The organism is Microcoleus vaginatus PCC 9802, assembly GCA_022701275.1.
Classification (GTDB): Bacteria; Cyanobacteriota; Cyanobacteriia; order Cyanobacteriales; family Microcoleaceae; genus Microcoleus; species Microcoleus vaginatus_A.
The window spans coordinates 827,753-847,580 of the sequence record CP031740.1; the positions used below are offsets into that span (position 1 = coordinate 827,753).

The following is a 19,828-nucleotide window of genomic DNA, read 5'->3' on the forward strand; positions in this document are numbered from 1 at the left end:
ACAAACGGCACTGATTGGCTCAACGTAAACATTTTATCGGAGTCCGCGTCCCGGAGATGCGCAGTATGTTCAAGACTGTCTTATTTCCTGTAGATCAAAGCCGAGAAGCCCGCGAAGCTGCCGAAAAGGTGGTCAATATCGTGAAAACCTACGCCTCTCGCTTAGTTATTCTCTCGGTAGTCGAGCCCCCAGCCGAGGAGGCCGACGCCCCCGCGCGAGAGGTGATGACTTCCCCCGAAGCAGTCGCCAAACTTCTTTCTGAGGCCCAATCGATGTTTTCCCAGCAGGGAATTGAAGCTGAAATCATCGAACGGGAAGGCAAACCTGCTTTCACGATTTGCGATGTGGCTGACGAAATTGGGGCCGATTTGATTGTGATGGGCTGTCGGGGGATGGGTTTAACCGATGAGGGGGCGTCTGACAGCGTTACCAATCGGGTGATCAATCTCTCTCCTTGTGCAGTTTTGATTGTGCCTTAAGGAAGGAAGAAGGAAGAAGGAAGACGGAAGAGGGAAGAAGGAAGAAGGAAGACGGAAGAGGGAAGAAGGAAGACGGAATAAGGAAGAAGCCAGAAAGAAAACTCTTTCTTTTTACTTAATTTCAGCAGTGTAAGTTAGATACCTAACAGCTTACTTTTTCATTTTCCCTTTTTCATTTTTTCTTTTCCCTCTTCCCTCTTGCCTCTTCCCTCTTCCCTCCTTACTTCTTGATTCCTTACTTCCTGATTGCCTCCCTAGTTCCTTCCTTTGTGATTCTCTCTTTCCTTACACTCATCCTTCTTCCTTCTTCCTTCTTCCTTCTTCCTTCATATTATGAAAATTCACTGGTATCCCGGTCACATTGCCAAAGCGGAACGGGCATTAAAAGAACAGCTAAAGCGAGTAGATGTGGTGCTCGAAGTCCGAGATGCCCGCATTCCCTTGGCTACTTTTCACCCCCAAATGCCGAGCTGGGTGGGCGGCAAGGCGCGAGTCTTGGTCATCAACCGCATGGATATGATTACGCCTCGATCGCGCGAGGCGTGGGAAACATGGTTTGAGGCCCAGGGGGAAACTGCGTATTTTACCAATGCCGAGCACGGTCACGGAGTAGACGCTGTGGCGGATGCGGTGCAGAATGCTGGGGTGCAGCTAAATCAAAGAAGGTTCGATCGAGGTATGCTGCCCCGTCCAGTCCGCGCAGTGGTAATGGGATTTCCCAATGTGGGAAAATCTGCTTTAATTAATCGGCTGTTAGGGCGGAGAGTGGTAGATAGTGCCCGCAGAGCTGGAGTAACTAAATCGCTCCGATGGATTCGCATTTCTGACGAAATTGAATTATTAGACGCCCCCGGAGTCATCCCAACCCGAATTAACAATCAAGAAAATGCCCTAAAATTAGCTATTTGCGAAGATATTGGTGAAGCAGCTTACGACAATCAGGTAGTAGCAGCAGCGATGGTAGATTTGCTCCGAGGGCTGGAAGCGGCTGATGAGACTTTGATATCAATATCTGGTTTCAAATCTAGGTATAAATTAGATCCAGCTTGTAGTAATGGTGAAGATTATTTGCACGAGGTAGCAAAAGACAGGTATAAAGGAGATGTCGAACGAACGGCGCGGCAGATGTTAAACGATTTTAGAACTGGTGTTTTGGGTCAACTTACTCTGGAGTTGCCGCCTGCTTGATCAGATTCGTACCCTACAACTAATCAGAAATGGTATTCAATAGAGAGTTGCTGACGCTGAGAATGTGAACTTCGTCTCCTATGTGTAATATTTTTTCTGCTGGGTGAGGTGCGACTCGTGTGTTAACTATCAGCCGACTAAAGTGATTTAAATGCCCTTTTTTTACCAAGTCAGGCATGATTTCCTTCTGCTTGGCTATTAGTATATTTTTAAAATTGGGATCGCCTGCTTTCGCCCCATAATTTCGCGTAGATAGGATATATGGCTGACCCGGGTTAATAGCTTCAAATATTACTGTCCCTATTTTAAACCTAACAATTTCATCGGCTTGTGAGAAAAGTTGGTCTTCCCAAAAAGCCGGGACATCTCCTATTTCAATATTAGCTCGCAAGCGATGGCGCATCTCGTTAACGCAAACTCTCGGAAACCAAGATGCAACTTCGGCAATTGTTTCGGTACTGATAATGCTTGGCCCTGGTGCAGCGGTATTGTCGGGAAAACCTGTCAGCAAGTTTTCAATTAACTGGACGGGGAAACCGAAGTAGTTGCTCAACCAAGATTCTATTCCCGGGCGTTCTCTATCTACATGAAAAAAAAATTCTTGTTCGGTGTCTTGTATTTTCAGGCCGGCAATTCTCTTTTTGATGTCAAAGGATAAGCGTAGAAAACAGACTCCGCTGTTGCGCTTAGTGTTAACAAATTCTCCTGCTGCATCGCAGATTGCAAAAGAGCGATCGCCTTCTAGAGCTCCGCTGGCTAGAATAGTTGCTTGACTGACTGCTATGCCGTCAAGGGACTTGACCGGATAGATATGAATGCTGGCGACGTAGGACATTTCGAGCCATTGATAAATAATTGTCGTTTTAGATACATTCTAGCATCCCCTGTCTGCAGAAGGATGACCGTAGTTGACTTTACTAAATAAAATATGAATGAAATAAAAATGGGTTACTTTTTTGAAGTTTACATTTTGCCGGAACACCTTGTATAGAAAAATCAAAGAAGTCTGACTGAGCTTGTGGTAGATATTATGGTATAAAATATAAAAAATTGAATCGAGTTATAAGCAATGAATGAAAGCGGAAAAAAAGGCATGATTTCGCGACGCAATTTAATGTTGAAGGCTGGTGCAGGGATGCTGGCGGCAAGCTTGGCACCTGCGTTTTTACAAGCCGAAGCAGCAAAGGCAGAGGCAATCTCTGAGCTTACTCCTAACAGTGCTCTTCAGAAATTGATGGAGGGGAATCAACGCTACATTGAGCAAAAACGGACATTTCCCGACCAAGCTCGATCGCGAATTGTAGAAGTAGCACAGGGTCAACATCCGTTTGCAACCATCCTCGCTTGTTCTGATTCGAGGGTTGCTCCCGAAATTATTTTCGACCAAGGATTGGGGGATTTATTTGATATCCGAGTAGCTGGCAATTTTCTCGACGATGTGGTTCTCGGAAATATAGAATATGCCGCCTTAGAATTAGGCGTGCCACTATTAGTAATTCTGGGTCACGAACGCTGCGGTGCTGTCAAAGCAGCTTTAGATGGCAAAGCTGTGCCGGGTCACATTAGCACTTTGGTGGCGGCGATTAAACCGGCAGTTGATTCGACCAATGGTCAAACAGGCGATGCGTGGGATAACGCAGTCAGAGCTAATGTGAAAATGAATGTAAATAACTTACAATCATCGTCGCCTATTTTAGCTGAAGCAGTCAAAGCGGGCAAACTTAAAGTTGTTGGGGGGCGCTACGATTTGGATAGCGGCAAAGTAGAGATAATTGCTTGATTTTGCTGCTTGCATCTCAGATCTTGGAATATTTTTAATAAACAGGCAAGATGACTGTTCCACAATCCGAGAATTTGATTGTGGGGTGGGCATCCTGCCCGCCCATAAAAGCCATAATTGCAGTTACATTAAACCCATTTCTTGTAGTCCCCGGCGTAGGCGTTCTGCTTCAAAAGGGCGGCGCTGTTCGTGAAGGGCGATCGCTCTTTTGAATTCTGCTAAACTCTCTGGCATTTTGCCAATTTTCAGCAAGGCTACTGCCAAGTTTTGATGAGCTTCGGCGTGTTCGGGATCGAGTTTTATCGCTTGTCGGTAATACGCGATCGCATGTGCTAAATTTCCGGCTGCCTTCAGCGTCAGCCCTAAATTGTAGTGACCTGCTGCAAAATTGGGGTCAATTTTTAAAGCTGCTTTGTAAGCTTTTTCAGCAGATTTCAAATCTCCTTCCTCTTTGAGCAAATTGCCCAAATTATTGTAAGCACCCAACTTGAGGGGCGGGAACACATTTGTATTAATTGCGGCTTGATAGTGTTCTTTTGCTTTGGCAAACTGCTGCTGCTGGCGATAAGCAATTCCCAAATGATAGTTGAGTTCGTAAACAATAGAATCATCAATGGCCGCGGCAGTCAAGCCGCTGGTTAATAAATTAATTCCGCGCGCAATTTGCCCGGTTTCTACATACAAAGCGCCTAATTTGCTACAAGCATAAGCATCGTTTGGATAATAAGCGATATAGCGTTCCATTGCTGCTTGAGCTTTTTGGAATTTACTTTTTGCGGCGATCGCATCTTTTTGATAACCAGAGTGCCACATCGCCACATCCGGGAGAGAAGCTATTCTCCATTTTGGTTCCCTCTGCAAAATCTCAGCCACGCTGTCGTCTACCATGGCGTGGTAAGGGCGAGAAAAGCGGATATCGAGGCGATTGCGAAACAAGCGCGACACTAGGGAATAGGGAGATTGAGAGGCACCGATTTCTTGGCGGATGAGATTGATTAGCAGCAGCCGATCGCTCGCAATTGCCTGCTTAATTTGAGGTACAATCTCCGGTACCAAAACCTCATCCGCATCTAATACCAAAATCCAGTTGCCCTGGGCGTGCTTCAGACACTCATTGCGCGCCACTGCAAAGTCGTCGCACCATTCAAAGTCATAAACCCTCGCCCCGAATTCTCGGGCAATTTCACGGGTGCGATCGCCCGATCCCGTATCCACCACCACTATTTCGTCCACAACACCTTTAACGCTGTCCAAAGTCCGCGACAGTGTTGCCTCTTCATTCTTCACAATCATGCACAGAGTCAGATTCATCGGGCGCAAACTTTCCTCGTTTCACAGAAATATTGTAATTTTTTTAACCACCAAAACACAAAAAGTCCCAGAATAGATTCTCCTATTTCCTTTTGGTTTGAGCATAAGTACCTTTCTTCCCTAGAAAAAGTGGGTTAACTCTTTTGAGATATTAAAAAGCCTCAAACTCGGACAATTGATTAGAAATCCTACCACTTTCGGTTCCTCCCTACGGTAGAGGTAAAGGCTCGATAGCGGTTGTTATTCTAAGAACATAAGACAAGGCACGAGAAAAGTTTAAGTATTCAGGAGAAAAAGACATGGGCGGTATTATTGCTTGGATCGTTTTAGGACTGATTGCCGGTGCGATCGCCAAAGCCATTTATCCGGGAACTCAAGGCGGCGGTTTTCTGGCAACAACAGGTTTAGGAATTTTGGGCGCCCTAGTGGGAGGTTATCTAGGTCAAATGTTCTTTGGGACTAGCGGGGGAGCTTCTTTCGGAGCATTGAGTGTACCCAGCATAGCTTTTGCAGTCATAGGTGCGATCGTTCTACTATTCATCTGGGGATTGTTAACTCAGCGTGCTGCATAACAAATATTGCCAATTCCCAGGTGATCGACTTTTAGGGTATTCAGAGACCCGGTTTCTTCAAGAAACCGGGTTTATCATTTGTTGGTAGGCTGCGTCAGCTTACTTTTACCAAATCCGCGTTAAAAACCGCCATCAGACTCGGCATTTGAAACCGCTGCATAGAGTCAAACTTCCTCCCAGCAAAGTGGGACTGAAGAATAAAGGGGTAAAAATCCCGGATTTGGTATTAATTAATCAATCCGCAAATTGAAAGGCAAGCGAACGTAAATCCCCTGCGGGTCGTTCATCGACTTGATCACAGCCAATTCATCTTGCATTTTCTTAAATTCGGCCGTTAGCGGGTCGAGTTTGGCGGCTGGTTTCAAAACGTGAACGCCTGAAATTCTTTCCAAAATTCGCTCCTCCAAACTGCGGCGTTTGGGATATTCTTCTAACTTCCAATCGTCGCCGAGTTTAGCTTGCTTCGCCGCCTCTCTGACAGCATCTTCAAGACCGCCAATTTCATCGACTAAACCCAACTGTTTCGCAGCCGTACCAGACCACACCCTGCCTTGAGCAATTTCTTGTACCTTGTTTTTCGGCAGTTTGCGGGAGGTGGCGACTTTAGTAATAAATCGATCGTAAATGCGATCGACTATCCTCTGAATATTCGCCAATTCTTGAGGATTTTTCGGACGGGAAACCGTGTTAGTATCCGCAAAGCGGGCGGTTTTCACAACGTCCCAAGTCAGGCCGTTGTTAGCAGCCAACTTTTCGGCGTTAAACAGCATTCCAAAAACGCCGATCGAACCAGTAATCGTATTGGGTTCGGCAAAAATGCGGCTGGAACCCATCGAAATCCAATAGCCGCCGGAAGCTGCTAAATTGCCCATCGAAACGATAACGGGTTTCTTTTTGCCCGTCAGCATAACTTCGCGTCCAATGACTTCGGCCGCCGTCGCACTGCCTCCGGGACTGTTGACGCGCAAAACCACTGCTTTTACGTCGTCATCTTCTCGGATTTTCCGCATTTCTTTAGCGATGCGATCGCCTCCTACTTGAGTCGGGCCCCCTTCGCCGTCTACAATCTCTCCCTCGGCGTAAAGTATAGCAATTTGGTTTTTCTTGTTACCGCGAGTTAAGTTTTTATCCTCAGCAACTCTGGCGTAATTTTTCAAACTAATTTGTTTGAAAGATTTGTTTTCGTCATCGGTTCCTGTGAGTTTTTTAAGTTCCGTCGATATTTCGTCAAAGTATACAACTTTATCAACTAACTTGCTTTTTAGAGCTTCGTCAGCCATCAAAGTTCCGCCCTTATCTGCAAGCGCTTGTAATTGCGGAACGGTCACTTTACGGCTCGGGGCGACAGTTTTCAAGTATTCTCCCCATATATCTCCGAGCAACTTTTGAGTTTGCTGGCGATTTTCGAGGCTCATTTTTGTGAGCAAAAACGGCTCAACGGCTGACTTGTATTTGCCGACGCGAGTCACTTGCACTCCCACGCCGTATTTCTCCAAAGCGCCGGTGAAAAACATTGCCTGACTGCTAAAACCGTTGAGTTCCAAAGCACCGTAAGGATTGACTGCTATTGTATTAGCAACGGAACCGAGGTAATAATCTCGCTCATTCCAGTCCATCTGGTAAGCAAAAATGGGTTTTTTGGCATCGCGGAAACGCTGCAAGGCCGATCGAACTTCTTTGAGATTGGCAAACCCGCTGCTGCTCGCATCCGAGCTACCTTGGAGATAAAGGCCAACTATTTTCGGGTCTTTTTTAGCATATTCGATCGTGTCTAAAACAGTCCGCAGCGTCACTGTATCGCCGGAATCTTCCGAAAGCACTTCTTCAATCGCCGCGCCAGTGCTACGGCTCGGTTTGCTGTCGGTGATATTTAAAGAAAGGTCTAATACCAATACCGACTTATCTTTAACTTGCGGGCCCGAATCTTTGGACGAGGATGCCGCCATAGCAATTAGCACTACCAGTCCTCCCAATCCGATGCTGCCCAGCAGCAGCAGTCCTAGGAAGGTTCCCAGTAAACTTGCACAGGTATATTTTAGGAAATCTTTCATTAGATAATTGGTAATTAGTGATTAGTTATTAGTCATTAGTGAGAGCAAATCCGGTTAAAGCGGAATGATACCGAGCGTGTGAGCGGGATGCTCGCACTGCACTCGGAAAAATATTATTCCGATGAAGCGCGAAAACGATTTTATTGGTAATTCCTGCAACTAGGATTTAGCAATTATCCGCTGTCGTTAGTTATTAGCTAATGACTTTTGACTGCTAACTAATGACTTTTGACTGCTGACTCACTTTTATCTTAACCTTTCCAAAACCCCAGAATGTTTTAGCTCCTCCAAGCTAGCGCAGCCCGTACAGAACATCACGGTGGCGATTTCTGCAATTAAAGCCTCAGCTAGGAGGGCTGCGGCTGATTCCGATTCCGCTGCAGCTTGCAGAAACGGCCGCGCCAGTCCCGCAATATCCGCGCCAAGAGCGAGAGCCTTCGCTACATCCAATCCATTCTGCAAGCCTCCAGAGGCAATCAGAGGAACATCCGGCGCTACGGCGCGGGTGCTGACAATGCACTCGGCTGTCGGTATTCCCCAGTCGGCAAAGGTTGCGCCCAACCTGCGCTGCTTGCCATCTTTAGCTCGCTCTCCTTCTATTTTCGCCCAAGAAGTGCCTCCGGCCCCGGCAATGTCGATCGCACCTACCCCAGCGGCGAGCAATTTCTTTGCCATCTTTCCTGAAATACCGTTGCCGACTTCTTTAGCAATAACTGGTACTGGTAATTTAGCGCACAATTTGGCAATTTTATCTAGCAGTCCTTTAAAGTTAGTATCACCTTCGGTTTGGACGCACTCTTGCAGCGGATTGAGGTGCAAAATTAGTGCGTCTGCTTCTAAAATATCAACTATTTTTTGGCACTCTTCCAAACCGTAATTGTAGTTTAATTGAACCGCTCCGATATTGGCGAACAATAGAATATCGGGAGCGCGGCGACGGACGGCAAATGTAGCCGCTAGTTGAGGATTTTCTACAACGATTCGTTGGGAACCGACTCCCATTGCTAGTTTGTATTCTTGAGCGACATCGGCGAGGCGATAATTGATTGTCTGGGCTAATTGTGTGCCGCCAGTCATCGAGGAAATTAGCAGGGGAACGGCTAGTTTTTTGCCGAGAAATGTGGAGGTTAAATCAATTTCAGTGCGATCGAGTTCTGGCAAACAGCAGTGTTCAAAACGGTAGCGTTCGAGGCCGCTGGTAGTTTCCCGAAATTGTACGTCTTCTTCGAGGCAAATCCGCAGGTGGTCTGCTTTGCGGGTTTCGGTTTGCGAGGGCGGGGTTAACGGTAAGTTGACAGGCGAGTTCACAGTGGCTATTTGGGGAAAGAGTTTTGAGTTGGGAATATAGCAATTTTATTTCATTTTTGATTTTTTTTTATGAACTGCAGAGAGCGCAGAGGGCGCAGAGAAGAATGAAAGAGAGATGTTCGCAAATCCTGTAAGGGTTGCTGTATTATTCAGGAACAGTAAGGGGCATTCCGTTATCTGAAGGTTTTAATTTTAGTAAAAAAGGAACTGCTTTTTGCACCCATGCTTTGACTGATGTGTAACTTGCCGCATCTTCTGCGAAACAAATTTCGAGCATATCCGTGTGAATTATCCCCGGATTCAAAGGAACTGCTGCCATACCTGCGGGCAATTCTTGAGCGAGCGATCGCGTAAGTCCTTCTATTGCCCACTTGGAAGCGCAATAGGGCGCGACTTCCGGCGAAGTTGACCTTCCCCAACCCGAACTAAAGTTGACAATTATGCCACTTTTTCGAGCTATCATTGCCGGGACAAAGTGACGAATTACATTAGCCGTACCTTTAATATTAACATCAATTACCTGGGAAAATTCTTCGTTACTGACATTCCAAAGAGGGGCGAGATGATTAACTACACCTGCATTATTAATTAGCAAATCTGGTGGCTCATTTTTTGCCAGAATTTCTGTTGCCCAAGCTTTTACTTGCTCGTCGTTCGTGACATCCAAACAAGTAAAATGATGGGGCGCACTATGTTTTTGGTTGAGTTTTTCCACCGATTCTGAAGAACGGGCGCATCCCACAACTGTATGTCCCAATTCAATAAACTTTTCGGTCATGGCAAGACCGAGACCGCGACTAGCTCCGGTAATTACAATTAATTTTGTCATAGAGTTGCTCCAAGTTTGACATTAAGTAATAGAATACATATTGACTGGTGAATTGACAAATCGATCGCAGGGGAAAAGCATGAAAGTTAAAGCAGCCGTTGCTCGCAGTGCCGGCAAACCTTTGAGCATTGAAACGGTTGATCTAGATGGGCCCAGGGCTGGAGAGGTGTTGGTGGAAATTAAAGCCACGGGTGTTTGTCACACTGACGCTTACACTCTTTCCGGTGCCGATCCTGAAGGCTTGTTTCCTGCTATCTTAGGCCACGAGGGAGCCGGGATTGTCGCAGAAGTTGGGGCGGGAGTCACGAGCGTCAAAGTGGGCGATCGGGTAATTCCTCTCTACATTCCTGAATGCCGCAACTGCGAATATTGTTTGAGCCGCAAAACAAATCTCTGTCAAGCAATTCGTGTAACTCAAGGTCAGGGAGTGATGCCCGACGGCACGAGCAGGTTTTCCATAGACGGGCAGAAACTTTACCATTACATGGGAACTTCTACGTTCGCTAATTATACAGTATTGCCGGAAATTGCAGTAGCAAAAATTCGCGAAGATGCTCCTTTTGATAAAGTTTGTTTGATCGGCTGCGGCGTAACAACTGGCATCGGCGCTGTCATAAATACTGCGAAAGTAGAGCCTGGTTCTAATGTGGTAGTTTTCGGTTTGGGCGGCGTGGGTTTGAATGTAATTCAAGCGGCTCGCATGGTGGGGGCTAACATGATTGTCGGCGTAGACTTGAATCCCGACAAGCGAGAGATGGCGGAGAAATTCGGCATGACTCACTTTGTCAATCCCCGCGAAGTGGAAGGTGATTTAGTCCCTTATTTGGTAGATTTAACCAAAGGTGGAGCTGATTACAGTTTTGAATGTATCGGCAACATTAATGTGATGCGCCAAGCTTTAGAATGCTGCCATAAAGGTTGGGGCGTGAGCGTAATTGTCGGGGTAGCGGGAGCCGGTCAAGAAATTAGTACCCGCCCGTTTCAGCTAGTAACTGGTAGGGTTTGGAAAGGGACGGCTTTTGGCGGCGCAAAAGGCAGAACTGATGTTCCTAAGATTGTTGATTGGTACATGGACGGTAAAATTGATATTGATAGTCTGGTAACTCAGGTAAGGCCGATCGACAAAATCAATGAAGCCTTTGATTTAATGCACAAAGGCGAAGTAATTCGCACAGTGTTGACCTTTTGAGTTTTTGAAGGAAGAAGGAAGAGGGAAGAAGGAAGACAGGACTTACGGAAAAAGTGGTTTTACGCGCTATCTCTAGCCGTAAGGTACATGGCTGCACCCTACATAGCTTCTCTTTTCTCTCTACCTCTGCGTCCTCTGCGCCCTTTGCGGTTAATAAAAAAATCTCATTCACAAATGAAATAGAATTAATATGATATCAGAATCCCTAAAACTGCACAAAGAACAGAAAAGTTTCGGTGGCCAACTCGGCTTTTATAGCCATCAATCCTCTGCTTGCAACAGCGAGATGAAATTCGCTGTTTACCAGCCCCCGCAAGCTTTATCTCAACCCGTACCAGTTTTGTATTTTCTATCAGGTTTAACCTCCACGGAAGAAAACTTTATGGCAAAAGCGGGGGCGCAACAATTTGCGGCAAAATACGGGTTAATGTTGGTTGCGCCCGACACTAGCCCGCGCAATACTGGAATTCCTGGTGAAGATGACGATTGGGATTTAGGAAGTGGTGCGGGTTTTTATGTTGATGCGACAGCCACACCTTGGAATTTTCACTATCGGATGTATAGTTATGTGGTTGATGAATTGCCCAATTTAATCGCCGAAAATTTTCCAGCGATACCCGAAAAACAGGGAATTTTCGGTCATTCGATGGGCGGACACGGGGCTTTAATTTGCGCTTTGAAAAATGGATCTCGCTATCTTTCAGTTTCCGCTTTTGCGCCTATTTCCGCGCCAATGCGCTGCCCTTGGGGACAAAAAGCTTTTGCAAACTACCTCGGCAGCGACCAACAGATTTGGAGGGCTTGGGATGCTAGCGAATTGGTGCTTGAGGCGCAATACAACCGCCCGATTCTGATTGACTGCGGCACGGCTGATTCGTATCTGGCTGACGGGCAGTTGTTGCCGGAAGTGTTCGCCGAGGCTTGTGCAAAAGCGGGACAGCCACTAACTTTAAGGATGCAGGAAGGTTACGATCACAGTTATTATTTTATTGCGAGTTTTATGGAGGAGCACATTCGGCATCACGCGGCTGTTTTGTGCGGGTAGTTCCTAGCAGGAAGCAGGCAAGATGCCTGCTCCACAACAACTGGTTCTTAGGCTCTGCCTGGGAACCGATATCCAGAGGCTCTGCCTCGCATGGCTGGCATCAAATGTGGAGGCAGAGCCTCCTGATCTGCGTTACCAGGCTCTGCCTGGTAACGAGTGAACTCGCTTCTAGGATCACAGGTATTTTCGGTTAATTAAGATTAATCGGAAATACCCAGTCTTTGTACTTGCTGTCGCGATTTTCGATAATCGCGGTTAGTTTGTCCAAAATCTTTTCGGTGATGGGTCTATTTTGGGGCAATTGATAGTTTTCTACTCGGTTAATTGGCGTAATTTTGGCGGCGGTTCCGCAGAGGAAAATCTCGTCTGCAATCAACAATTCTGATTTATCAACTGGTCTTTCTGTGACTTCAATTCCTAAGTCTCTAGCGATTGTAATTACGCTGTCTCTAGTAATTCCTTCGAGAATATCTTGCTCGAAACCGGGAGTAACTAATTTACCGTTTCTGGCGACAAATATGTTCATTCCTGAAGCTTCGCTGACTTTTCCTTGAGAATTCATCATGATCGCTTCGTCGAAGCCGGATTCTACTGCTTCTGTTTTAGCTAAAGCTGAGGTGATGTAAGCGCCACTAATTTTACCTCTTAAGGGCAAACTGCGGTCTTCTTGGCGGTACCAAGAGCTAATTCTACAGTTGACTCCTTCTTTGGGCAAATAGTCTGAAAGTTCTAATCCGTAGACAAAAAAGTCGGTTTCTACGTTGTGCAGTCGCGGGGCAATTCCTAAACTGGATGTGTAGATAAAAGGGCGGATATAAAATGATTTTGTTGGTTGGTTTTTCTGGACAAAATCAATAATTATTTGTTGGATTTTGCTGGCTGGTAAATCGCAGTGAAGGAAGCTGGCACTTTGACTTAATCTTTGACAGTGGCGGTCTAATCTAAATAGCAATATTTGATCGGCATTTTGGGGGTCGGGAATTCCCCGCAACCCGCCTAAGACTCCGGTTCCGTAGTGCAGTGCGTGGGTGGCTATGGAAATTTTGGCGTCGGTAAAGGGGAGAAATTGGTTTTGAAAGTAGGCAATTGGTAGAAAACTATCCATGATTCAAGCTGGCGATGAGTTTTGCAGTCCGCTAGGAAAGCTGAATTTGGTTATATTACCATAAGTTATACCATTTGACATTTGAGATTGAGAATGGCTGATTTGATAAGGGTTTGAAGCTTGCCTACAGTTGGATTGTTTTTAGACTGGTATTATTCTTTTGTTGTTAAATCGATTGATAAAATAATATCAAAAGCCGTCTATTAGGTTGATAATTGTTTGGGGAAAGAGTGCGATCGACTACAAATAAAAATCAACCAAGGGGCAACTATGGCACGTAAATGTTTCATCATTGAAATGGGGATGGGTATAGACCAGCACGGGCAGGAACCGACTGTAGCCTGTGCAAGGGCTGTACGGAATGCGATCGCCCATAATGCTCTCCTAGGCGTCTGGGAAGTGGCGGGTTTGACTGACCCCAATCAGATGATTGTGGAGGTTAAGGTGGCGGTTCCTTACCCGGAACAAGTGCGGGAACAGGAGGTGTTGGCGGTGCTGCCTTTTGGCAGCAAAACTCTGATTGTGGAGCAAGGAGGCATGATTGTGGCAGGAAGGGCGATCGCCTCTCTGAATGATAAAAATGATGAAATGCTAATCGCTGTGGCGGCTGTGAGTGTTTTTGTGGAAACTGACGACTAATTAATTTTGTGTTGTTTGAATAAATCTGCGGTGAAATACGATCGCCCGATCGCACTTGCTTGTTTCCGCGAGCGGGCGATCGTACTTGCTTGTCTGTTAAAAAATGATTAATTTAGGGTAAGTTGTAGGGTGCGTCAGAGATATGGCATGAAATATCGTAGAAAATCTCAGGCTCTGAGGCACGCTATAACTTAGTCTTTTCAACGGTAAGGTTTATTTGCGCCTACCTAGTTAATTGTGAAGTTTTAATGGATAATTTTTAATTTCTCAGGCGACCGGGTATGTAAGCAATCCAGCAAAACCCTACGATTAATAACAGCCACGTCGCTGTAATATTGCTGCCCAACAAGTTGCGGAGAAAATCTTCCATTGTTCTCAAAAAGAATAGGGTCTAAAAGAATCTATTGCTGTTCCCTGTCGGATCAGCAAAGGTAGAGTGCGATTGGCTTTTAGGCAATCGCACTCTACCTCCTCTACCTCCTATTTGGGCTGGCTGGTATCTGCCAACATTTGGTTAACCATTTGCAAGTGCGCCTGAAGGTTCGGCAACTTCTGGGTGGCCCACGCCTTCAAGTCGGGATCTTGTCCCTGTTGAGATTGAGCCTGAAACAGAGCAATAGCCTGAGTGTGGCTGTCGATCATAGCCTGCTTGTAAGCGCTGTCAAAACTTGTACCGGAGAGTCCCGAAAGTCGAGCCATCAAAGCTTTATTCTGGGTACTCATCTCGGTTGGCAATTCAACCTGCTTTTGCATTACTAACTGCATCAGCTCTTGATTGGCCCGAGTGTGTTCCTCTACCATTTCTTGGCCGTATTGTTTCACACCAGCACTAGAACCGCGCTGCACTGCCAATCTGCCGAGCTCCACTTCCAGCATACCAACTTGACCTGCTTGCATGACAAAGTTTTTGTCTTTGCTGCTGAGAGAATTAGGCGAAGTTTCGCCACCTGCTGGACTGTTGGGAGAACGGCCGGGAGTGTTGTTGCTGGGGGTATTTGGAGAACGGCCGGGAGTGTTGTTGGTGGGGGTATTTGGACTGTCGGGAGAACGGCCGGGAGTGTTGTTGCTGGGGGTATTTGGACTGTCGGGAGAACGGCCGGGAGTGTTGTTGGCGGGCGTATTTGGAGAGGCAGGAAGAGTCTTATCGTCGGCTTGGTTATCAGCAAGCTCGAGAACGCGATCGCCCGACTGGTTGAAGCCGTTAGTGTGGCGGTTTAATTCTGCGAATCCCGGCACAGCTATCAAGGAACTAACGCCGGCAATTCCGGCAACTGTTACCAATTTTTTGAACAAACTTTTGCGATTGAGTGAAGTCATGAATTTCTAAGCCTCTAAGTTTTCAAAATTACGTGAAGCGAAGCTATCCCGTAGGGAATCGCCCGAAACTACCGATGGGACGGTGTATTGCCTTTCCGAAACAAGTTGATCAAACCAAACGCGCCCAAGGCACCCAGCCACCCCAAATTGTTGGGGCTATCGCGCCGAGCACTCAAAACTCCAGAATTAGTATCAGTCGGCGTTGATGTGGTACCAGTTGTACCAGTTGTACCCGTTGTACCCGTTGTGCCCGTGCCAGTCGTACCGCTTGTACCGCTTGTGCCCGTGCCAGTCGTACCGCTTGTACCCGTTGTACCCGTTGTACCCGTTGTACCCGTGCCACTCGTACCGCTTGTACCCGTTGTACCGCTTGTACCCGTTGTACCCGTTGTACCCGTTGTACCGCTTGTGCCCGTGCCAGTCGTACCGCTTGTACCCGTTGTACCGCTTGTACCCGTTGTACCGCTTGTACCCGTTGTACCGCTTGTACCCGTTGTACCGGTGCCACTGGTACCGCTTGTACCCGTTGTATCGGTGCCACTGGTACCGCTTGTACCCGTTGTATCGGTGCCACTGGTACCGCTTGTACCCGTTGTATCGGTGCCACTGGTACCGGTTGTACCCGTTGTGCCCGTTGTACCGCTTGTACCGGTGCCAGTCGTACCGCTTGTACCGCTTGTACCCGTTGTGCCCGTGCCACTGGTACCGCTTGTACCCGTTGTATCCGTGCCTGTCGTACCGGTTGTACCCGTGCCAGTTGTACCCGTGCCAGTACCGCTTGTGCCTGTCGTACCGGTTGTACCCGTGCCAGTTGTACCCGTACCGCTTATACCGCTTGTACCGCTTGTGCCTGTGCCGGCGCTACCGCCAGCACCGCCGCCAGCACCGCCGGCTCCCGACTGGGCTGAAGCAGGCACTGCTAAGGAAACCGTTGCTAAACCTAAAGTACAAGCGCTTGCTAAAACAACTTTCAACAATTTAGAAGATTTCATGGTAATTCTTGATTTTACGTAGAGTCCTGCGATCGCTTGTGATGCCAAAACCGCAGGGTCAAATTGACAGCGTAACGTGCAACTTTTCTAACCTTTGCTGCGGGATAATGAAGGTAAGGGAGCCAATTTAGTCCCGTTCCCTCGATTATTCTCCCCTGATCAATTACACCGCAGCCTTAATAGTTTATAAGCTATTACGTATCGTTCAAGTTCGCCATTCGTCTTTAGGAATATTTGGCAAAATGGCGTTTTATTTCAGGTGGTGGATGATATTTGATCGGGCGGCCTACTAGCTACATCAAAACTTGCGCCCGGGGAAGAGAAACCGGGTTGAGCTGAAAAATTTTGGGTTGAGTAACGAGACAGATACGAATCAACCGGGTTTCTGAGACAAGCGCGCCGATCTTCCCATAAATCTTCCCCGGCTGCTGGTGCTTTGAGGCAGAAATCCTTGATTTTCTCACCGTCAATTTTGGGTTAGCGCTCCGCCAGATGAGTTGGTTTCAAATTTTTTTGATCGCTATTTTTCCTTAACTTGCTGCTGGCAATTTGGGCACTCGCAGAATACCGCTCAAACTTTCCCAGGAAACTAAATTATCTCAAAACGCGCGATCGACCATCATAGTCCCCGAGCGCCTACAACCCAGCAACAGCAAGGCTTTTTACTGGGCTTTGACTTGCGTTAAACAGGAAGGCGAACTGAGGGCTATCTGAGTCTGGCCCGCGCGACATTCAATTAACCAGCGGCGGCGCACTCGCCAGAATTGCTTGTGAGTGCGATCGGGCACACCCTGATATAGTAAAGCCAAAGGTATGCCACAGAGCACTTATTCCCTAACACATTTCCCAAGCCGACATAAACTATCCTGCCTCTAATTCTTGCCCGAAGTCGCTATCTAATGCTAATCGCTGCTGTATTCGGTTCTTTTGTATCCTCTGTGACGCTTTTGATCTACGGTGCCCTGGAAACCATCATTACCATCAGCCACACAGCTACAGTACCGGTTGCCCGCGAAAACTTGAAACAACTGATTCTGTCCTTTATCGAACTTGTAAATTTGTTTCTCTTAGCCACAGTATTTTACATTACTGCACTTGGATTTTACGAGCTGTTTATTGACGATCGCATTGTATCCATCTGGCCGGAAATTCACAACATCGAAACCTCTAAACAATATTCACCAGCGTGAACCTCCTCGTATTGAGCGTATTGTTTTTCGCCGAGGTACCGCCGGTGGAAGGGCGGGACGAACCTCCTTCCCTTTGGAGCCGGGATCGCTGTAGTAATCGCTGCGCTGACGTATTTTCTAAGTTCGCAGGTGAAAAAGCCGAAATCAGATTAATGGCTGTTTAAGCTGGGAAATTAGCCAAATCCGGCTGAACCAGCAACGGCAATCAACTTTCATTATCTCTTCACAATAAATTTAATATTACATCTGTCTTCGGACTGATAAGAATGCAATCTTAAACTTGCTTTTAGAGAGAGGAAGGTAGTGGCATCGAGTATATAAGATAGGACTGATGCTTGATAATAGGACACCATTATGCCAGAACAACAATTTGACACCTTACCTTCAGAAGCGCAAGAACTGCCCCAGGGAGCGCAGAACATTTTTAAGGCTGCTTTTAAGAGCGCTAGCGAAGATGGAATGAGCGCAGATGGTGCTACTAGCGTGGCTTGGAACAGCGTAAAGGCTGAATATACTAAAGACGAAAGCGGCACTTGGGTTCACAAGGGCGACGATACTAACCAAACTCGCAAATCAACACAAAATGCCGGCAATTAAGTAGGTGGTTACAAATAAACAGTACATGGGCAGAGCGGGCGAGAGCAGTCATATACTGGCTTCAATAAAAGTGATTTTTAGCTAAACCCGCTCGTACAAAATACTCTGTTTATTTTTTGGGCGCTTACCTACTTAGTCATCAGTCATATCATGTCCGCTAAAGAAACGGTTATCAGGTTATTAGTAAGGACTGAAATCCTCACTAATAACCAATTGGATAGAGGGTGTTCGAGCGGACATAATATCATCAGTCATTCGCCATGTAATGATTACCCAGCCCAAAAACAAATACTTGCAAATGGCAGGAGTCGCCAGCAGCCCAAAATTTTAAACTCTTGTTCGCGCTCCCAGATTCATCTGTGCAGCCAATCTAAAATCCTTCCACTGAGCGCTCACGCCGAAGTATAAAATCTAAAATCTAAAATCTAAAATCTAAAATCGACTGATGGGTAATGATTTAGGTTGATAGCTGTCGGATTCCGTGCTGTCCCTGATTTAAATGTGGCTATTCAGGAGTTAATGCAGCGTAGTTAATCGGGTGTCGCATATCCCATTGCAATTCGGCTAAAACGAGCAAGCTCAATACCATTACGGCTCCCGTAAATAGGAAAGACCAACCGCCGGTATAAGGTAAAATTAAAATCCCCGACAGGTGAAAGAAACTTGCCGCTAAAAGCGCGCGCGATCGCACTGCGAATCCAGTCCCAAAATACCCAATTACCCTCATTCCCAACCACAGGGGACAGAGATTCGCCAACACTTTTTCCCAACCTAAAAAAATGCCCAAGTCGGTCAGCAGCAATCCTAATAACATTAGTATTACCCCACCGTAAAGCACCCAAGTCAAGCGTTCTATTTTGACCCAAGAGTATGTCATGCTTACCATTGCTCCTGTACCTACGAGGCTGAGCACTGACCACAAACCTGCTTGCAATATCCAACTCACAGGAAAAAATTGTGCTGTGCCGAACATGGGTATTAACAGCAAGCTCCACAGCAGGCAAGCTCGATCGAGACAAGTATAAAATTTTGAATAAAATCGATCTTTGCCAAGGGGAAACTGAACCTGCCAAAGCCCTTCTAACTCCTGAACCTCCATGTTAAGCTGTTTGCGGCGCAGAGGCGGAACTGAATAATTAAAAAAGATCCTATCTGACACTATTAAAATTTACAATTAGTTGCTTAGGTACTATCTCAACAGCTATCGCTCTAATTGCAATCTGTCAATCGGATTAATCTAGTTAAATCTATTATTATAGGCCGGCAGTAATAGTTACTAGATCCTAGCAGGTCAGACAGGAAGAGATAGATTTCACAAGTGGATAAAATAGCTCTTGCGACAGATGGCTGCGATATTAGTTCTTGGGTACTTTTAAAATAGTCAACTTTGTTACCGAATTTATGCTCACTTCATCCCATCCTCTGAAACAGGTATTCCACTGCCCGGAAGAATCGGATTTTTACGCGCACTGCTTGGAAAGTTTAGTGTTAAATGCTAGTGACAATTCTCAACTTATCGTAGAGTTTGGTTCAGGAGAGGGAAGTCCAGTTATTAAGTCTTTGCTGAGAAGTGATTTTGACGGGACCATACAGGGATTTGAGCTAAATAATGTAGCTTGGAAAATTGCTCAGTCTCAAATTAAGGAATATGAACTGAGCGAAAAATACACCGTCAACAATTGCTCTTTTTTTGATTCGCCTTTATACGAGTCGGCGGATTGTGTCATCTCAAATCCGCCTTACTTGCCGGCGGTGGATGATAAGATTTACCAGCCGCTGTTGCACGGCGGGAGTGATGGTTGTACAATTGCTAAGAAACTTTTATCTTTGGGCTGCGATGAAGTTTTGTTGATGGTTTCTAGCTATTCTAATCCTGTGGGTTTGATCGATTATGCCTTGGATCGAGGCTACTCGGTTGCGAATTTTGAAATTGCACCTTTAAATTTTGGCTATTATAGTTCGGAACCCAAAGTGAAAAGCGCGATCGCCACTCTCAGAGAACAGGGAATGGCTTTTTATTCGGAAAACATCTATCTGCTGGCCGGAGTTTTGTTTAAGAAGCACCAAAAAGCGCAAAGAGATTTGTCGATCGAGCTAATTAAGTTAATGACAGCATTTTAAAATACAGCGGTGCCTCTGAGATGTTGCACCATTGTCAGCAACAGGCAAGATGCCTGTTCCACAAAGAAGGTATTTCTTGTGGAACAGGCATCTTGCCTGTTGCTCAAAGGCTTAT

At 46.3% G+C, this 19,828-nt stretch carries 19 protein-coding genes; 10 read left to right on the plus strand and 9 right to left on the minus strand.

Annotation, left to right across the window (positions count from 1 at the left end; translation table 11 throughout):
• Nucleotides 1-65 precede the first annotated feature (65 nt).
• Both D0A34_03460 and ylqF read left to right on the plus strand, forming a co-directional pair.
• Nucleotides 66-479 (plus strand): universal stress protein, encoded by a 414-nt coding sequence (locus tag D0A34_03460; protein UNU22150.1) that lies wholly within the window; start codon nucleotides 66-68, stop codon nucleotides 477-479.
• A 333-nt stretch (nucleotides 480-812) separates the two neighbouring features.
• Entirely contained in the window at nucleotides 813-1,667 is an 855-nt protein-coding gene (gene ylqF / locus D0A34_03465; GenBank protein UNU18047.1) for a ribosome biogenesis GTPase YlqF, read from the plus strand.
• 19 nt (nucleotides 1,668-1,686) lie between these two features.
• On the opposite strand, the gene D0A34_03470 is transcribed toward ylqF, so the two are convergent.
• Entirely contained in the window at nucleotides 1,687-2,502 is an 816-nt protein-coding gene (locus tag D0A34_03470) for an MOSC domain-containing protein (protein UNU18048.1), read from the minus strand.
• Between the two features lie 234 nt (nucleotides 2,503-2,736).
• Between D0A34_03470 and D0A34_03475 the strand changes: the two genes are divergently transcribed.
• Nucleotides 2,737-3,447, plus strand: coding sequence for a carbonic anhydrase (locus D0A34_03475; protein UNU18049.1), 711 nt, complete (start codon nucleotides 2,737-2,739; stop codon nucleotides 3,445-3,447).
• Between the two features lie 123 nt (nucleotides 3,448-3,570).
• On the opposite strand, the gene D0A34_03480 is transcribed toward D0A34_03475, so the two are convergent.
• Nucleotides 3,571-4,758, minus strand: coding sequence for a tetratricopeptide repeat protein (locus tag D0A34_03480; GenBank protein UNU18050.1), 1,188 nt, complete (start codon nucleotides 4,756-4,758; stop codon nucleotides 3,571-3,573).
• A gap of 299 nt (nucleotides 4,759-5,057) precedes the next feature.
• Here D0A34_03480 and D0A34_03485 point away from each other — a divergent pair, with 299 nt between their 5' ends.
• The gene (locus D0A34_03485) at nucleotides 5,058-5,330 is read left to right on the plus strand and encodes a GlsB/YeaQ/YmgE family stress response membrane protein (protein UNU18051.1); all 273 of its coding nucleotides are present in this window, start codon (nucleotides 5,058-5,060) and stop codon (nucleotides 5,328-5,330) included.
• A 230-nt stretch (nucleotides 5,331-5,560) separates the two neighbouring features.
• Here D0A34_03485 and sppA read toward each other — a convergent pair whose 3' ends face one another.
• From sppA to D0A34_03500, 3 genes are all read right to left on the minus strand, one after another.
• Complete coding sequence (gene sppA, locus D0A34_03490) at nucleotides 5,561-7,381, minus strand: signal peptide peptidase SppA (protein UNU18052.1); 1,821 nt, start codon at nucleotides 7,379-7,381, stop codon at nucleotides 5,561-5,563.
• 246 nt (nucleotides 7,382-7,627) lie between these two features.
• Complete coding sequence (locus D0A34_03495; GenBank protein ID UNU18053.1) at nucleotides 7,628-8,689, minus strand: type 2 isopentenyl-diphosphate Delta-isomerase; 1,062 nt, start codon at nucleotides 8,687-8,689, stop codon at nucleotides 7,628-7,630.
• Nucleotides 8,690-8,834: 145 nt separating this feature from the next.
• Entirely contained in the window at nucleotides 8,835-9,518 is a 684-nt protein-coding gene (locus D0A34_03500; protein ID UNU18054.1) for an SDR family oxidoreductase, read from the minus strand.
• A gap of 79 nt (nucleotides 9,519-9,597) precedes the next feature.
• Here D0A34_03500 and D0A34_03505 point away from each other — a divergent pair, with 79 nt between their 5' ends.
• The gene (locus tag D0A34_03505) at nucleotides 9,598-10,707 is read left to right on the plus strand and encodes an S-(hydroxymethyl)glutathione dehydrogenase/class III alcohol dehydrogenase (protein ID UNU18055.1); all 1,110 of its coding nucleotides are present in this window, start codon (nucleotides 9,598-9,600) and stop codon (nucleotides 10,705-10,707) included.
• Between the two features lie 193 nt (nucleotides 10,708-10,900).
• Nucleotides 10,901-11,752 carry an S-formylglutathione hydrolase gene (gene fghA, locus D0A34_03510; protein ID UNU22151.1) on the plus strand — a complete coding sequence of 284 codons (852 nt, stop codon included), beginning with the start codon at nucleotides 10,901-10,903 and terminating at the stop codon, nucleotides 11,750-11,752.
• 190 nt (nucleotides 11,753-11,942) lie between these two features.
• Here the strand turns inward: fghA and D0A34_03515 are convergent, their stop codons facing one another.
• Nucleotides 11,943-12,857: a branched-chain amino acid transaminase gene (locus tag D0A34_03515; protein UNU18056.1), complete on the minus strand. Its 915-nt coding sequence runs from the start codon at nucleotides 12,855-12,857 to the stop codon at nucleotides 11,943-11,945.
• A gap of 270 nt (nucleotides 12,858-13,127) precedes the next feature.
• Between D0A34_03515 and D0A34_03520 the strand changes: the two genes are divergently transcribed.
• Nucleotides 13,128-13,496, plus strand: coding sequence for a hypothetical protein (locus D0A34_03520; protein UNU18057.1), 369 nt, complete (start codon nucleotides 13,128-13,130; stop codon nucleotides 13,494-13,496).
• A gap of 480 nt (nucleotides 13,497-13,976) precedes the next feature.
• Here D0A34_03520 and D0A34_03525 read toward each other — a convergent pair whose 3' ends face one another.
• Both D0A34_03525 and D0A34_03530 read right to left on the minus strand, forming a co-directional pair.
• On the minus strand, nucleotides 13,977-14,813 hold the full coding sequence (locus D0A34_03525; protein UNU18058.1) for a DUF4142 domain-containing protein: 837 nt from the start codon (nucleotides 14,811-14,813) through the stop codon (nucleotides 13,977-13,979).
• Between the two features lie 68 nt (nucleotides 14,814-14,881).
• Nucleotides 14,882-15,811: a hypothetical protein gene (locus tag D0A34_03530; GenBank protein ID UNU22152.1), complete on the minus strand. Its 930-nt coding sequence runs from the start codon at nucleotides 15,809-15,811 to the stop codon at nucleotides 14,882-14,884.
• 893 nt (nucleotides 15,812-16,704) lie between these two features.
• On the opposite strand from D0A34_03530, the gene D0A34_03535 reads away from it, so the two are divergent.
• Both D0A34_03535 and D0A34_03540 read left to right on the plus strand, forming a co-directional pair.
• Nucleotides 16,705-16,995, plus strand: a complete 291-nt coding sequence (locus tag D0A34_03535) for a hypothetical protein (protein UNU18059.1) — start codon at nucleotides 16,705-16,707, stop codon at nucleotides 16,993-16,995.
• Nucleotides 16,996-17,349: 354 nt separating this feature from the next.
• Entirely contained in the window at nucleotides 17,350-17,592 is a 243-nt protein-coding gene (locus D0A34_03540; GenBank protein ID UNU18060.1) for a cation transport regulator ChaB, read from the plus strand.
• A gap of 505 nt (nucleotides 17,593-18,097) precedes the next feature.
• Here the strand turns inward: D0A34_03540 and D0A34_03545 are convergent.
• Nucleotides 18,098-18,691 carry a hypothetical protein gene (locus D0A34_03545; protein UNU22153.1) on the minus strand — a complete coding sequence of 198 codons (594 nt, stop codon included), beginning with the start codon at nucleotides 18,689-18,691 and terminating at the stop codon, nucleotides 18,098-18,100.
• Between the two features lie 302 nt (nucleotides 18,692-18,993).
• Between D0A34_03545 and D0A34_03550 the strand changes: the two genes are divergently transcribed.
• Nucleotides 18,994-19,713: an SAM-dependent methyltransferase gene (locus tag D0A34_03550; GenBank protein ID UNU22154.1), complete on the plus strand. Its 720-nt coding sequence runs from the start codon at nucleotides 18,994-18,996 to the stop codon at nucleotides 19,711-19,713.
• Nucleotides 19,714-19,828 lie beyond the last annotated feature (115 nt).

What these genes read in the sequence shown, in the direction of transcription:
- D0A34_03515 (UNU18056.1), bottom strand. Translation starts at nt 12,857, where the DNA reads ATGGATAGTTTTCTACCAATTGCCTACTTTCAAAACCAATTTCTCCCC.
- D0A34_03545 (UNU22153.1), bottom strand. Translation starts at nt 18,691, where the DNA reads ATGGAGGTTCAGGAGTTAGAAGGGCTTTGGCAGGTTCAGTTTCCCCTT.
- D0A34_03535 (UNU18059.1), top strand. Translation starts at nt 16,705, where the DNA reads ATGCTAATCGCTGCTGTATTCGGTTCTTTTGTATCCTCTGTGACGCTT.
- D0A34_03485 (UNU18051.1), top strand. Translation starts at nt 5,058, where the DNA reads ATGGGCGGTATTATTGCTTGGATCGTTTTAGGACTGATTGCCGGTGCG.
- D0A34_03475 (UNU18049.1), top strand. Translation starts at nt 2,737, where the DNA reads ATGAATGAAAGCGGAAAAAAAGGCATGATTTCGCGACGCAATTTAATG.
- D0A34_03480 (UNU18050.1), bottom strand. Translation starts at nt 4,758, where the DNA reads ATGAATCTGACTCTGTGCATGATTGTGAAGAATGAAGAGGCAACACTG.
- D0A34_03525 (UNU18058.1), bottom strand. Translation starts at nt 14,813, where the DNA reads ATGACTTCACTCAATCGCAAAAGTTTGTTCAAAAAATTGGTAACAGTT.
- D0A34_03500 (UNU18054.1), bottom strand. Translation starts at nt 9,518, where the DNA reads ATGACAAAATTAATTGTAATTACCGGAGCTAGTCGCGGTCTCGGTCTT.
- D0A34_03520 (UNU18057.1), top strand. Translation starts at nt 13,128, where the DNA reads ATGGCACGTAAATGTTTCATCATTGAAATGGGGATGGGTATAGACCAG.
- ylqF (UNU18047.1), top strand. Translation starts at nt 813, where the DNA reads ATGAAAATTCACTGGTATCCCGGTCACATTGCCAAAGCGGAACGGGCA.
- sppA (UNU18052.1), bottom strand. Translation starts at nt 7,381, where the DNA reads ATGAAAGATTTCCTAAAATATACCTGTGCAAGTTTACTGGGAACCTTC.
- D0A34_03505 (UNU18055.1), top strand. Translation starts at nt 9,598, where the DNA reads ATGAAAGTTAAAGCAGCCGTTGCTCGCAGTGCCGGCAAACCTTTGAGC.
- D0A34_03460 (UNU22150.1), top strand. Translation starts at nt 66, where the DNA reads ATGTTCAAGACTGTCTTATTTCCTGTAGATCAAAGCCGAGAAGCCCGC.
- D0A34_03470 (UNU18048.1), bottom strand. Translation starts at nt 2,502, where the DNA reads ATGTCCTACGTCGCCAGCATTCATATCTATCCGGTCAAGTCCCTTGAC.
- D0A34_03550 (UNU22154.1), top strand. Translation starts at nt 18,994, where the DNA reads ATGCTCACTTCATCCCATCCTCTGAAACAGGTATTCCACTGCCCGGAA.
- D0A34_03540 (UNU18060.1), top strand. Translation starts at nt 17,350, where the DNA reads ATGCCAGAACAACAATTTGACACCTTACCTTCAGAAGCGCAAGAACTG.